At 46.8% G+C, this 15,118-nt stretch carries 11 protein-coding genes; 8 read left to right on the top strand and 3 right to left on the bottom strand.

Annotated elements, in window-relative coordinates; genetic code table 11:
• From V2H45_RS14600 to V2H45_RS14580, 5 genes are all read left to right on the top strand, one after another.
• A partial coding sequence (locus tag V2H45_RS14600; RefSeq protein ID WP_330484381.1) for a class II glutamine amidotransferase occupies positions 1 to 685 on the top strand: 685 nt, incomplete at its 5' end.
• A gap of 215 nt (positions 686 to 900) precedes the next feature.
• On the top strand, positions 901 to 1,539 hold the full coding sequence (locus V2H45_RS14595; protein WP_330484380.1) for a hypothetical protein: 639 nt from the start codon (positions 901 to 903) through the stop codon (positions 1,537 to 1,539).
• A gap of 263 nt (positions 1,540 to 1,802) precedes the next feature.
• The gene (locus V2H45_RS14590; RefSeq protein WP_330484379.1) at positions 1,803 to 2,579 is read left to right on the top strand and encodes an MlaE family lipid ABC transporter permease subunit; all 777 of its coding nucleotides are present in this window, start codon (positions 1,803 to 1,805) and stop codon (positions 2,577 to 2,579) included.
• Positions 2,580 to 2,688: 109 nt separating this feature from the next.
• Positions 2,689 to 4,614, top strand: a complete 1,926-nt coding sequence (gene speA, locus V2H45_RS14585) for a biosynthetic arginine decarboxylase (protein WP_330484378.1) — start codon at positions 2,689 to 2,691, stop codon at positions 4,612 to 4,614.
• A gap of 253 nt (positions 4,615 to 4,867) precedes the next feature.
• Entirely contained in the window at positions 4,868 to 5,470 is a 603-nt protein-coding gene (locus V2H45_RS14580; RefSeq protein ID WP_330484377.1) for a Uma2 family endonuclease, read from the top strand.
• Between the two features lie 60 nt (positions 5,471 to 5,530).
• On the opposite strand, the gene trpE is transcribed toward V2H45_RS14580, so the two are convergent.
• From trpE to aspS, 3 genes are all read right to left on the bottom strand, one after another.
• The gene (trpE, locus tag V2H45_RS14575; protein WP_330484376.1) at positions 5,531 to 7,039 is read right to left on the bottom strand and encodes an anthranilate synthase component I; all 1,509 of its coding nucleotides are present in this window, start codon (positions 7,037 to 7,039) and stop codon (positions 5,531 to 5,533) included.
• Between the two features lie 218 nt (positions 7,040 to 7,257).
• Complete coding sequence (locus V2H45_RS14570) at positions 7,258 to 7,680, bottom strand: photosystem I reaction center subunit II PsaD (protein ID WP_330484375.1); 423 nt, start codon at positions 7,678 to 7,680, stop codon at positions 7,258 to 7,260.
• Between the two features lie 560 nt (positions 7,681 to 8,240).
• Complete coding sequence (gene aspS, locus V2H45_RS14565) at positions 8,241 to 10,031, bottom strand: aspartate--tRNA ligase (RefSeq protein WP_330484374.1); 1,791 nt, start codon at positions 10,029 to 10,031, stop codon at positions 8,241 to 8,243.
• Positions 10,032 to 10,368: 337 nt separating this feature from the next.
• On the opposite strand from aspS, the gene V2H45_RS14560 reads away from it, so the two are divergent.
• The 3 genes from V2H45_RS14560 (at position 10,369) to phoU (ending at position 15,117) form a co-directional block, all read left to right on the top strand.
• Positions 10,369 to 10,587, top strand: coding sequence for a hypothetical protein (locus tag V2H45_RS14560; protein ID WP_330484373.1), 219 nt, complete (start codon positions 10,369 to 10,371; stop codon positions 10,585 to 10,587).
• Between the two features lie 201 nt (positions 10,588 to 10,788).
• Positions 10,789 to 14,313: a transcription-repair coupling factor gene (mfd, locus tag V2H45_RS14555; protein ID WP_330484372.1), complete on the top strand. Its 3,525-nt coding sequence runs from the start codon at positions 10,789 to 10,791 to the stop codon at positions 14,311 to 14,313.
• Positions 14,314 to 14,445: 132 nt separating this feature from the next.
• Complete coding sequence (gene phoU / locus V2H45_RS14550) at positions 14,446 to 15,117, top strand: phosphate signaling complex protein PhoU (RefSeq protein ID WP_330484371.1); 672 nt, start codon at positions 14,446 to 14,448, stop codon at positions 15,115 to 15,117.
• Position 15,118 lies beyond the last annotated feature (1 nt).

Here is a 15,118-nt window from a genome sequence, read left to right as displayed (position 1 = left end):
AGAGGAATGTAGGGTCTTTATTCGCCATTATAAAAGATGTCAAATCGGTTCTATACATTCACCGATCGCCGATCTGGTTCGGCAATATCCCATTCGCTCTACTCATGTGATCGCCCATATTCGTAAAGCAACGCATGGTAGCGTCACGTTAGAAAATTGTCATCCCTTTCAAAGGGAGCTATGGGGAAGAAACTGGGTGTTTGCACATAATGGCGAGCTAAAGGACTTTGTGCCAGATAACTTGGAGATTTATCAACCAGTTGGAAACACAGATAGCGAAATCGCCTTTTGCTATATTCTTGAAAGGTTTAGAAGGCTTTTCCCATTAAAAAAGCCACCCCTCGCAGAACTTTATCCAGTCTTGAGAGCGCTATCTGCGGAGATTGCAGACAAGGGCATCTTTAATTTTTTGCTAACGGATGGCGAACACTTTTTTTCTCACTGCTCGACAAATTTGCATTACATTGTGCGTCAAGCACCGTTTGCAAAAGCACATCTAATTGACGAGGATATTACGGTAGATTTTCAAGAGCTTACGGGTGAAAGCGATCGCGTCGCCATTATTGCCACAACCCCTCTAACGGATAACGAAGTCTGGACAAAAATAGAACCCCATCAGCTACTCGTATTCCAAGATGGTCTACCGATCGGACAATCACTTTCTCTGGAGACTAGCGTGTTTTAAAGGCTCCCCAGATTGCATAAATGGCTTTAAAACATGGGTCATTGGCAATAGAGATAAAAACATATGGGGAATTTAGGCGCTTGGTCTATTAAGATCGTCCAAAGTTTTTTACTACTAGGGCAAATCATCGTCCATATGAGGCAATCACTATTAACGACCAGTTGCAAAATACGCTGAGATCGCTGATTCAATCAGGCTGGCAATCTAACCCAGCCATGCATAAAATTATTAGCGATTATGCTAAATACCACGCCGCACTCGTTATTGCTGGCGGGCTGTTCACGCTGATTTTAATATCACTTAGCGTGTTTTTTTGGATTAAGTTCAAGAAAATACCTAAGACAGGTAAATTCAAATGGATATTTGAAAAGAAAGTATATTTCTCCTTCGGACTCTTGAGTGGTATTGTGGCTCTATGTATGACTCTTATCGTCGCGGCGAATGCTACAAATGCATTTAATCCGCTACACGGGTTCTCACTACTGATAGATGACCTTACTCCCTCAAGCTATAGCGTACAATTGCACCACGCCTATAATGATTGGATACAGTCGGGCAGCAGTACTCTCCCTACCCTTATCGAACAGCATATTCATCGGCGTGTCATATTCCACACCACAAAAGCAATAGTTTGTGGCATCCTGATAATCGTGTTCACGGCGTTGAGTATACCTCTTTGGAGGACTTTAATTAAAAAGCCCAACGCAAGCGAAACAAAATGGAGGCTCAAAGAAAAAACATTTTTTGTTGCTGGGATTGCTACGGTCGCCCTTTCCCTACTTATGATGATAATAGTTGTAGCTAATCTGCAAGGGGCAATTGCACCCATAGCATTGACGTTGCTTTTTGGTTGAATACGCTGAAAATAAATGCCTTACATTAAAAATCACCTATATGCGGTGTTATTCAGAAAAAACTTAAATTAGGAAGGCGATCGCAAATTTGTTATCCATTCGTGATGCGATTCGCGTAAATAATTTGCCTAGCAGTTGCGATCGCTGAAAGCAGATGTCCTTATTTAACTCAGTCAACAACTCTATTAGCCTGTTTTAAAGGCTCCCCAGATTGCAGAAATGGCACTAAAATATGGGTCATTGGCAATAGAGATAAAAACCACATGGGGAATTTAGGCGCTTGGTCTATTAAGATCGTCCAAAGTTTTTTACTGCTAGGGCAAATCATCGTCCATGTCTTGTTTCGGAGGCGGATACATTGGCGCAACACCAAAGAGCAGATGTCGGCTGTGGGCGTTGAGTCAGTCATGATTACTTTAGTTACTGCTAGCTTTGTGGGCGGGGTTTTTACCATCCAAGTCGCAAGGGAATTTATTAATTTTGGCGCACAACAAGCGATCGGGGGCATTCTCGCGATCGCGCTTTGTCGAGAGCTTGCCCCAGTCCTGACGGCAGTAATTATTGCGGGTCGCGTCGGCTCAGCGTTTGCGGCGGAAATTGGCACGATGCAGGTAACAGAGCAAATCGATGCCCTCTATATGCTGCGTACCGATCCCATTGATTATCTCGCTACGCCCCGTCTGCTCGCCTGCGTGTTGATGTTACCTATTTTGACCATTTTGGGACTTTTGACAGGCATGACAGGGGGAATGCTAATTTCTCAGGCAATCTACGACATTCCCTATAGTATGTTTCTCAACTCGGTCAAAAATTTCTTACAAACATGGGATTTGATCGCTGCCGTGTTGAAATCCTGTGTATTTGGGGCATTGATTGCCGTAATTGGGACAAATTGGGGCTTAACCACCACGGGCGGAGCTAAAGGGGTCGGAGAATCAACCACAACAGCCGTAGTTACCGCACTCTTGGCAATCTTTATTAGTAATTTCTTCTTATCTTGGCTATTCTTTAATGGTGCGAGTTCCACCATCGTTAGATAATTAACGGTTGAAAATTGACAGTTGTTAATCTTTTAAGGAACTCACAGATAACTTAATAACTGGTATTTGATAACTGACCACGAACTACGAGAAGGACTGGAAACTGATTATGGTGCAAGAAATTCAACTGCCTGTTGTTGCCACAAAGAATGAATGGACAATTCTCGATAGCGAAAAGCTCTATCGCATCGATGGTTGGGGCGAGCCTTATTTTAGTATCAACGAAGCAGGACATGTGACCGTTTCACCGATGGGCGATCGCGGCGGCTGCATCGATCTATTTGAACTGATCCACGATCTCAAGCAGCGCAACCTTCGTCTTCCCATGTTGCTGAGATTTTCTGATATTCTCGCCGATCGGATCGAACGCATCAACTCCACATTTGCCAAAGCGATCGCGCGCTACAACTACAACGGTGTCTATCGTGGGGTTTACCCTGTTAAAGTCAACCAACAGCGTCAGCTTGTGGAGGAGTTGGTCGAATTTGGCAAGCCTTACCAGTTTGGGCTAGAAGCAGGTTCTAAGCCAGAACTCTTGATCGCGCTTGCCACGCTCAAAACCCCTGGGGCTTTGCTGATCTGCAATGGCTATAAAGATTTGGAATATATCGAAACCGCACTGCTATCGCAACGGTTGGGACAGACGCCCATCATCGTTTTAGAGCAACTCGAAGAAGTAGATTTGGTAATTCAAGCCGCGACCAAGTTGGGCATCGATCCAATTTTGGGCGTGCGAGCCAAGCTCAGTTCTAAAGGCATCGGTCGTTGGGAAGACTCGGCAGGAGATAGAGCCAAGTTTGGGCTGAGTATGTGGGAAATCTTGGAAGTGGTCGATCGCCTGCAAGCGGCTGGTCTGCTCAATTCTTTACAGTTATTACATTTCCATATTGGTTCGCAAATTAGTTCGATTGGCGTAATTAAAGATGCGCTCAAGGAAGCAGGGCAGATTTACGTCCAGTTGGTGGCGCTGAATGCCAATATGAAATATATCGATGTCGGGGGTGGATTGGGGGTCGATTACGATGGTTCCAAAACCAACTTCTATGCTTCCAAAAACTACAGCATGCAAAACTATGCCTATGACGTAGTTGCTGCCATTAAGGAAGCCTGTGCCGCCAAAAACATTCCCGTCCCCACCTTGGTAAGCGAAAGTGGAAGAGCGATCGCTTCGCATCAATCAATTTTGATTTTTGATGTACTGAATACCAGTGGAGTTCCCAACAGCCCCATCGAACCCTTAGCCGAGGGCGAACATCTGATTATTCGCAACCTGTTTGAGACACTTGAGAATATCAATGTGAATAACTATCAAGAGGTCTATCACGATGCCGCACAGTTCAAAGAGGAGGCAGTGAGCCTATTTACGTTTGGCTATCTCAGTCTGAGAGAACGAGCAAGGGTGGAACGCCTATATTGGGAATGTTGCGATCGCATTCTCAAGATCGTGCGCCAACAAAACTACGTGCCCGACGATCTCGAAGACCTAGAACGGATTATGGCGCATACCTACTACTGTAATTTCTCAGTATTTCAGTCAGCTCCTGATAGCTGGGCGATCGATCAACTGTTCCCGATTATGCCCATCCATCGCCTCAATGAAGAGCCCACCTGTCGCGGTACGTTGGCAGATCTGACCTGCGATAGCGATGGCAAGATCGATCGCTTTATCGATCTGCGCGATGTCAAATCCGTACTGGAACTCCATCCCTTTTATCATGGGGAACCCTACTACCTCGCCCTGTTTTTAGGTGGAGCCTACCAAGAGATTCTCGGCGATCTGCACAATTTGTTTGGCGATACCGATGCTGTCCATATCCATATGACGCCAAGGGGCTATCAAGTCGAGCATGTCATCAAGGGTGACTCCATGACGGAAGTCCTGCAATACGTTCAGTACAGCCGCGAAGGGATGCTTGAGAATCTACGTCGCGAAACGGAACGTGCTTTGCAAGCTAAGCAAATTACTCTCGCTGAAGCTAGATTGCTCTTGCAAAACTACGAACATAGTTTGAGCGGTTACACTTATCTCAGCTAGCATTTAATGCCATAGCCTAAAATCGTAGGATCAATTCATGCATTTGATCCTAGCAAGCCGACTTACTGGAACCGAAGGGTTTGATTCCCCTGCCCGATAGGGCATCCCCCTTGAAAAAAGGAAGTGGATTCTCCCCCCTTTTTTTCAAGGGGGGCTGGGGGGGATCCTTGGGAGGAAAGTAGTCTAAAAAATTAGCTACATCGTTAGCTAAAGGTTAAACTCAGTTATAACTAGATCGTCAAGGAGAAAGCCTATGTCTACTCTAGTACAACCATCTGAAGTTGTTAAGGTTGAATCATCCAACAAAAGAGTCTGGACTGACACAGAATTTATGGCACTTCCAGATGATGGACATCATTATGAAATTGTAGATGGAGAATTAATGGATGTGGGGAATTCTGGGGCGAAGCATGGTTACATTGCAATTATTTTAAGTTCTGCTTTATTTGCTGTGGTTATGTCTAAAAAGCTAGGAGCCTTATTTGATTCTAGTACGGCTTTTAAAATGGAAAGTGGGAATAAGCGTTCTCCAGACATTTCTTTTTTTACTAAAGAAAGGCTACAAGGACTAGAAGAATTACCGACTGGCTTTTTAGAAGGAGCCCCCGATCTAGCTGTTGAAATTCTATCTCCCGGAAATACCATTGAAGAAATCGATGATAAAATTGCGGAATATTTCCAGAATGGTAGTCGCCTAGTTTGGGTGATTAATCCAAGACAGCAATATATTTTGGTTTATCGCTCCTCTCAAGCACCCGATCGCTTACTCAAGCCAGAAGATTCCCTTGATGGTGAAGATGTCGTTCTTGGGTTTTCTCTTCCTGTGACAGAATTGTTCCAAAAACTTTCGTTCTAACCACTTTCCGCCTATGAAAGTTATGGCAATCTCAATTTGACAAAAGCTCACAGCTAAAAGCTATGTCCCCCCTGCCAAACAACGAATCGCCTCCAACATACCTCGGGCTTTATTGAGGGTTTCTTGGTACTCATAGGCTGGCTCTGAATCGGCGACGATTCCTGCGCCTGCCTGCACGCTGACCACGCCATCTTTGGCAATCAACGTCCGAATTGTAATCGCTGTGTTTAGCTGCCCCTCAAAGTCGTAATAACCATAGGCTCCTGAGTAAGTACTGCGGCGATCTCGTTCTAGGTTGTGAATGATCTCCATGGCGCGAATTTTGGGCGCACCACTGACCGTCCCCGCAGGGAAGCAAGCTTGCAGTAAATCCCAAGCATTTTTACTAGAATGCAACTCACCGACCACATTACTGACAATGTGCATGACATGGGAATAACGCTCTACAGTCATCAGTTCATCCACGACCACCGTGCCGCTGCGACAGACCCGCCCCAAGTCATTGCGACCTAGATCTACCAGCATGACATGCTCGGCAACCTCCTTGGGGTCATTCAGCAAATCCTCTGCGAGGGCAGCATCTTCCGCCGAAGTTGCGCCGCGTGGTCGCGTGCCTGCGATCGGACGCACGAGTGCCTGCATGGTATCACCGACTTTGTCCGCTTTGACCATCACTTCAGGGCTAGAACCGATCGCCTGCCAGTTATCGAAGTGAAAGTAGGCCATGTAGGGCGAAGGGTTAATCAGGCGCAGCGAACGATAGAGGCTAAAGGGATCGCCTGTAAATGGTGTGGATAGCCGCTGAGATAGCACCACCTGAAAAATATCGCCTGCCTTGATATGTTGTTTTGCCAACTTCACCGATTCGCAAAAATCCTCGCGGCTGATGTTACTGGTATAGGCGAGGGGCGGCTGTTGTGCGGGATTTGTCCAGTTAATCGCTGTTTTTTGTCGATCCAATGGCGATCGCAACTTATCCACGAGTACGTTGACACGATCGCAGGCTGCGTTATAAGCAACTTGCGGATCGGGATGGGCGCGCAGGTCGGCATAGGCGATCGCCCAAATTTTGCGTTTGACCTGATCGAAAACGAGCAGGCTATCAATCTGCATCCAGAGTCCATCGGGCAGATCGCCCTCCTGGCATTCATAGACTGGGACTTTAGGCTCAATCCAGCGAATTAGCTCGTAGCCCCAAAAGCCAATTAGCCCACCTAAGCTGGGCGGTAGCTGCGGCAATTTCACAGGATGAATCGGCGCTAGACAGTTGGCCAAATGCTGTAGCGGATTGCCAATATGGACTTGCGTCGTCCCATCTCGAAAAGTCTGCGTGGTGCGATCGCCTCTTGCTTCCAATCGCCACAGCGGATCGCAGCCGAGTAAGCTATAGCGACCAATATGTTCGCCCCCTTCTACCGATTCGAGTAAAAAGCTATAGGGTTGTCCTTGACAGACGCGATACCAAGCTGAAACAGGCGTATCGAGGTCAGCAACCAATTCTTGGTAAACAGGAATAAAGTTACCCTGTTCGGCAAATTGCCGAAATTGTGAATATTCTGGGAAAGTCATAGTAGAGGCGGCTCACTCTAAAAGCTTCATGGGGATGAGAGCCAGTGAGGTAAAAAATGGACAACAAACTAAAGGGCGAGATATCTCGCCCCTCTAGTTTAAATGATAAATAATGAATGATAGCTAAAGATAGCTTTGCTCTGAGATTGCCTCAGATTCCCGAATAAATTCGAGAACTATAGTAAAGAATTATCCACCGAATAAATCGGGAAATAAACCTAAACTTCGTATGTTGCTTTACCAGTGAACTTGACTGAGATTGGGTTGGGATTATCACCAATCTTGCGGCTAACACTGTTGACAGCTAAACGACCAGCATTGACCTTCTCTGGGAATACGCCATCGTTGGGATGCAGGTAAACCTGATCGCCATTGGGGAATTCACGCCAGATCTTGTAGTTGGTGATCTTAAACTTGCGTAGTTGAGTACCGAGGGCTAGTGCCTGTTCCTTTTTGGCTAAGTACAGTAGGTTGTCACCCGATACCATCGTAGCTGCACCACCGGTAGGTAGTTCAAACACTTGTTCCTTAGGGCTGTTCCAAGCGATTAGATACTTTTCTTCGGTGTAAGCGGCGGAGAGAAGTCCACCTGTGCTGCCATTCCAGATTGGGGTTTTGCCTGTGGGCTTACTGTCAGACATTGAGATTTTTCTCCCAGATTAATATTTTGGTATTTGAGCATTTCGCTCATCATTTTGCCTAGCTATTTAGACGCATTGGAACAGAAATGCTTTTTGTTATCAAGTGCAAAGATAACATCATCTGATACCCCCGATTCAAGCTTACTTAACGTTACTTTACTTAAATGGGAAGCTCGATCTGCGTAATGAATTCAAGACAAAAGTTTGACGAATTTCAATGCCAATCACAATGGATATTTGGTCAGAACAAAGCATTTAGCGACAAATCTTTGCAAATCTTAATATTTCCATGACGCTTGTTTGCCCCAGTCAAAACTTAAAGCGATGGATCAAGCGATCGCAACTTACATCTAACGTCAGTTCGGGAGCAGAAAACCTGAAATGCTATGCACCTCAAGGATCCCCCCCAGCCCCCCTTATTAAGGGGGGAGAATCTAGGAAGTCTCCTTTATTAAGGGGGATGCCCGATAGGGCAGGGAGATCTAAGCCCCAAAACGAAGCAAAAAGAACTTGTATGTACACCGTAACCTTTACAGGGTAGGTAGCCGATTTGCTAAATTTTATTTTTTCGGAATTTCCACAGACTTGACATACAACTCCTTGAGTTGCGCGTCATCCACTGAGGAAGGGGCATCGGTAAGCAGATCTCTTGCCTGTTGCGTTTTGGGGAAGGCAATCACTTCTCGAATCGAGTCCGCACCTGCGAGTAGCATCACCAGTCGATCTAAACCAAAGGCAATGCCACCGTGGGGTGGGGTTCCATATTCAAAAGCTTCCAAGAGAAAGCCAAACTTCTCTTGAGCCTGCTCTGGGGAAAGCCCGATCGTGGCGAAAACCTGTTCCTGTACTTCACGTTTGTAGATCCGCAGAGAACCGCCACCAATCTCTAGACCGTTAAACACAATGTCATAGGCGAGGGCGCGGGTCTTGACGCTAAAGGGTTCGCCCACTTGAAAATCTTCAGGGTTAGGTGCGGTGAATGGATGGTGGATTGCCTCCAATCGCTTTTCACCAGCATTCCATTCAAACATGGGGAAGTCTGTGACCCAAAGTAGGTTGATTTTCTCAGGATCGATCAAACCTAGCTCTTGACCGAGGGCTAACCGCAGGCGATTTAAGGGTTCGTTGACGATCGCAACATCACCCGCGCCAAACAGAATTAACGTCCCAGGTTCTGCCCCAGTTCGCTCGAACAGGGTGGCTTTTTGAGCATCAGTCAAATTGTCTTTAATTGCGCCAATCGTGTCGATCGCTCCGCCTTCGCGCACCCTGATGTAAGCGAGACCCTTAGCTCCATACTGAGCTGCGAGATTTGCCAAGTCACCACCGGGCTTGATGCGGGTATTGGAAATCGCACTATCCCCATTGGGAATTGCCAGTGCCTTGACCACACCACCATTGGCGATCGCACCCGAAAACACCTTAAATCCCGAATCGGCAAACAGATCGGAGACATTCACCAACTCTAGACCAAATCTGGTGTCGGGGCGGTCGGAACCATAGCGTTCCATTGCTTCGGCATAGGTAATGCGAGGAAAGGGAGGAAGTTCTATACCCTTAATCGTTCTGAAAACGTGACGCAGCAGGTTCTCATTCAGTTGCAAAATTTCCTCTTGAGACATGAAACTCATTTCCATGTCGAGTTGCGTAAATTCGGGCTGGCGATCGGCGCGCAAATCTTCATCGCGGAAACAACGTGCGACTTGATAGTAGCGATCGCATCCACCCACCATCAGCAATTGTTTAAACAACTGAGGCGATTGAGGGAGGGCATACCATTGTCTGGGGTTAACGCGGCTAGGAACGAGGTAGTCTCTCGCACCTTCGGGTGTGGAACGGCACAGCATTGGGGTTTCTACTTCCATGAAACCGCATTCGTCTTCTAAATAACGCCGTAGGGTTTTGACGACCTCAGCCCGTAATTTTAGGTTGTTGGCAAGGCGATCGCTGCGCATATCAAGGTAGCGATATTTGAGACGCAATTCTTCTTTAACGCTGTCTGTCTCTGATACCAAGAAAGGTAACTGCTTATGAACGGCATTTAGCAGTTCAATCGACTCGGCATAAATTTCGATCTCACCCGTGGCGAGTTTGGGGTTGAGTGAGTCCGCAGGACGGGCTGACACCTTGCCCGTAATTCTGACCACATACTCATTTCGCATTTCGGCGGCAATTTCACAGGATTGTGGCGTACGAATCGGATCGCTAACAATTTGCACGACCCCCGTGCGATCGCGCAGATCGAGAAAAATCACACCACCATGATCGCGTCTACGATCCACCCAGCCACAGAGACTAACTGATTTATCAATGTGTTCGGCGTGGAGATGACCACAGTAATGAGTACGCATAATTAATTTTGGATCTGCAAGTATTAAGTAACAAGTAACATATTAGCAATCAGTCATCTGCTTTTAATCAGTGCTTAGCGATCGATGACTTTTGATTTCAAGCTTCGATGCTATCTTTTCGTATGGGTGGATAATCTCAAGCTATTAGAAAAGCAGCGTGTGAAGCATATGAAGAAAGCTGAACTAGATATGGAAGACGATCTTCGAGCCGAATACGATCCTAGCCTTTTGACTTATCTATAATTTTTCTAACTTTTTAGAAATGGGTTCCAGAGGTGTGAGAAAGTATAAATGGCTACAAAAGTCCATTCATAAAATAAAAGGGGTATCATAGGTTATGAATACGCAAGACCAAATCAGGGAACTTCTGACTCAAGAACGTTTGGAAGCCGAACACCAGCAAAAAAATGTTTTGATACGCGCTACTGAATCGATTGAAGCACCAATAGAACCAGTTGTAAGTGAAGAAGCACGCGAACTGCTAACTCAAGAACGTTTGGAAGCCGAACACCAGCAAGAAAATGTGCTGATGCGTGCCGCTGAATCGCAGCATTAAGAATATACCTGTAGACCAACTTCAATCGCAGTAACCCACACTTTGCCATTCTTGACTTACGAATCGACTTAGATAGCTAGGAAGCGAGAAGATCTGGCATGACTACAAGGCGACTTTGCTAAAGTTTTAGCTACACTACAAGAGGAGTTAGTACAGCAAAGCAGTAAGCTTTTGTCGTGCAGTTAGAGGGTTGCTAGGTTTATGCCATTTTCATCGGTTATTCGCTCTTTGATGCGATCGCCTTTTACAGACGAGCTAGAGAGCAAGTTACAAGCATCGCAATGTCTGAGGCTATCGGGGCTATCCCGCTTAGGCAAAGGCGTTATTAGTTCTTGTCTGAGCCAAAAGCAAGAGCGTCCCCTCGTCGTGATTACCGCCACTCTCGAAGAAGCAGGGCGATGGGCGGTGCAGCTAGAGGCGATGGGTTGGCAGACCGTGCATTTTTATCCGACCTCAGACACATTACCCTACGAGCCTTTTGTGCCTGAGTCTGAGATTACTTGGGCGCAGATGCAGGTGCTGTCCGATTTGGTTCGCAGTCAAGACGAGGATCGAGCCAACGCCACAAATAACGGGCAAAGATTGGCGATCGTAGCTACCGATCGCGCCTTGCAGCCGCATTTACCCAAGCTAGAAGACTTTCAATCCTTTTGCCTACAGATGTCTGTGGGCATGGAACTCAGCCTTAATAAATTAGCGGCAGACTTGACGCGCTTGGGGTACGAGCGTACCGCCCTAGTAGAAGCAGAGGGGCAATGGGGAAGGCGTGGCGATATTGTCGATATTTTCCCTGTTTCCAGCGAACTCCCGATCCGTTTGGACTGGTTTGGCGATCACATCGAGAAAATCCGAGAATTTGATCCCGCCACCCAACGCACCCTAGATAGTATTCCCTCCATCTCCCTTACCCCGATTAGTTTTGAGCCGATTTTCGGGATCGCTCAAGATTCCAAACAGTATTCCAAACAAGATTCCAAGCAGGATTCTTCACAAGATGCCAAAGATGAAAATCCAAGAATATTTGCGGTGAATCCTGAGGCAAGGGCTTCGCTGATTGATTACCTCAGCGATCGCAGCCTTGTCGTAATCGACGAACCCGAGCAATGTCAAGCCCATAGCGATCGCTGGGTAGAGGCGGCTGAGCAGGCATTTCTCTACCACCAATCTACAGTTGGCGAACCGTTAACGGATAATGCTGCGATTCGCAAATTACACCGTTCGTTTGAGGAGTGTTTGGCAGAAATTGAAGTATTCGCTCGCTTGTATCTATCAGAATTGGGCGAAGAAGGCAAAGGCATCAATCTCTTAAGCCGTTCCATTCCAGCCGTACCGCATCAGTTTGGCAATCTAGCTAAAACAATTCGGGAATATCGCGATCAAGGGTTTAAAATCACGTTAATCTCGGCGCAGCCTTCTAGAGCCGTGTCTTTACTGCAAGAACATGATTGTCCTGCTCAGTTTGTGCCCAATGTTAGGGATTATGGGGCAATTGAGAAGTTGCAATCGGGACGCACACCCGTAGCGTTGAAATATTCAGGCGTAGCTGAGATTCAAGGGTTCGTGCTACCAATTTTTCGGATTGCGGTGATTAGCGATCGCGAATTTTTTGGGCAGCATTCCCTCGGGACACCTAGCTACGTGCGTAAGCGACGCAGGGCAGTTTCTAAACAGGTCGATCTGAATAAGCTCTCCCCCGGTGACTATGTCGTGCATAAGCATCATGGCATCGGACAGTTTCTCAAGCTAGAGCGTCTCACGATTAACCACGAGACTCGCGAGTATTTGGTGATTAAATATGAAGATGGCTTGCTAAGGGTGGCAGTCGATCAAATGGCATGTTTGTCTAGATTCCGCAGCCAAGCGGAAGGCAAGCCGCAACTCAATCGCATGTCTAGCAAGGCTTGGGCAAACACGACAAATAAAGCCCGTAAAGCGATCAAAAAAATTGCGATCGATCTTTTGGAACTCTACGCCAAGCGATCGCAGCAGGTTGGCTATACTTTCCCTTCGGATATGCCTTGGCAGCAGGAAATGGAAGAGTCTTTTCCCTATCAACCCACACCCGATCAGCTCAAAGCGACCCAAGATGTGAAGCAAGATATGGAAAGCAGTCGCCCTATGGATCGGCTGGTCTGTGGTGATGTCGGTTTCGGCAAAACCGAAGTGGGGATCCGTGCCATATTTAAAGCAGTGACAGCCGACAAGCAAGCTGCACTCCTCGCTCCAACTACGATCTTGGCACAACAGCACTATCACACTCTACAGGAACGCTTCGCGCCCTATCCCATCCAAATCGCATTACTGAATCGATTTCGTTCTGCTAGCGAACGTAAGGAAATTATCCAACGCCTCAAAACGGGGGAATTGGATATTGTCGTGGGAACCCATCAATTGCTGTCCAAGGAAATCAGTTTTAAGGATTTGGGCTTATTGGTCGTTGATGAAGAACAACGGTTTGGTGTCGCCCAAAAAGAGAAAATCAAAGCCCTAAAAACCGAGGTCGATGTCTTGACTCTAACTGCAACACCGATTCCACGCACCCTCTATATGGCACTGTCTGGCGTGCGCGAGATGAGCTTGATTACCACCCCCCCACCCTCGCGGCGATCGATCAAGACGCACTTGTCTCGCTATAATGCCGAAGCGATCAGAGCGGCAATCAGGCAGGAACTCGATCGCAGCGGTCAGATTTTTTACGTCTTACCTCGGATTGAGGGCATCGAAGAAACGGCAGCAAAAATCCGCGCCATGATCCCATCGATCAGAATTGAAATTGCCCACGGACAGATGCCTGAAGCAGAATTGGAATCCACCATGCTCACCTTCAACAGTGGCGAAGCCGATATCCTGCTTTGTACCACGATTATCGAGTCAGGATTGGATATTCCCCGCGTTAACACGATCATTATCGAAGATGCCCAGAAATTCGGATTGGGGCAACTGTATCAACTGCGCGGTCGGGTCGGTCGAGCGGGTCTACAGGCTCATGCTTGGCTGTTTTATCAAGAAAAAGGCGAGCTTACAGAACCAGCCCGCAAGCGTTTGCGAGCGATTCAAGAATTCACCCAACTCGGTTCTGGTTATCATCTCGCCATGCGCGATATGGAGATTCGCGGAGTGGGGAATCTCTTAGGTGCAGAGCAGTCTGGGCAGATGGACGTAATTGGATTTGACCTCTATATGGAAATGCTACAAGAGGCACTGAATGAAATTCGCGGTTCTGAAATCCCTGAAGTTGACGATACCCAAATCGATCTGCCGATTACAGCCTTTATTCCCTCTGAGTATATTCCCGATACCGATCAAAAGATGAGTGCCTACCGTGCTGTGGCTTCCGTCAGTTCGCGCAAGGAATTGGGACAAATTTTAGAAGAATGGCGCGATCGCTACGGTACGGTTCCCCTACCCGCTCGACAACTGGTGAAGGTGATGGAATTAAAGCAGGTGGCTAAAAAAATCGGCTTCTCTCGCATTAAGCCCGAAGGTAAGCAGCACGTTATTTTAGAAACTAAAATGGAAGAACCAGCTTGGAAGATCTTGCAGCAGCAGCTACCCAGTCACTTGCAATCTCGGTTTGCCTATCAAGTTGGCAAGGTCACGGCTAGAGGTTTAGGGACAATGGCTCCCGATAAACAGCTCGAAAATTTGATCGAGTGGCTCGAGCTAATGCAAGCAACGCTACCAGCAAACCTGTCAACAAACCTGCCAACAAGTGGCATGGGCTAGCGTATTAGAAAACACACTAAAGCTTTTGTAAATATGTCAATATAGGGGATTAAAATCTTAATATATTTTTTAGTTTTGAAATTTTATTTTTATTGCTGGGCGTAAGTTAATATTCCTCACGTTAAAACCGCAATGTTAGACATCCCTTCCCAGGGGCAAAAACGAACGAGAAGCCAATTTGAACGACAACTGCGTCGTTTAGAACAGGATGCGCTGCGCATGGGAGCCCTGGTAGAAAACTCCTGTTTGTTGGCACATACGGCTTTGTTTGAGCGCAATCTAGAGACAGCCATACAGATTAGCGCCCAAGACAAACAAATTGATGGATTTTATCGCCAAATAGAATTGGACTGCATCAGCCTCATGACACTGCAATCGCCCGTATCCCGCGATCTGCGGTTGTTAAGTGCTTTGATGCATTTGGTTCGAGATTTAGAGCGCATTGGCGACTATGCCGAAAATTTAGGTGAAATTGCGATTAAGCTATTTTCCTACCCTACCCCACCTTTTATGGAAGAACTTCAGACTATGTCCAATCGCTGTCGTGCCATGTTAGCGATGAGTTTGATTGCCTTAGCAAATTTTGATTCTGATATGGGACTCCAGATTAAAGCCAAGGATGATGCGGTGGATGATGACTATGCCATGTTGTTTGACCTATTGGCAAAACAAAACCCGATCGCTGGCTCGATCGAACCCACCATGCTGATGGTTTTGGCAATTCACCATTTAGAACGTATGGCAGACCATGCCACCAACGTCGGACAGCGGGTTAGCTATATCGTCACAGGTAAACGGCATTAAG

The sequence above is a fragment of the Tumidithrix elongata BACA0141 genome (assembly GCF_036349135.1).
Taxonomy (GTDB): domain Bacteria; phylum Cyanobacteriota; class Cyanobacteriia; order Pseudanabaenales; family Pseudanabaenaceae; genus Tumidithrix; species Tumidithrix elongata.
Note: the sequence above shows the minus strand (reverse complement) of the source record. Positions and strands in the feature narration are given on the sequence as shown.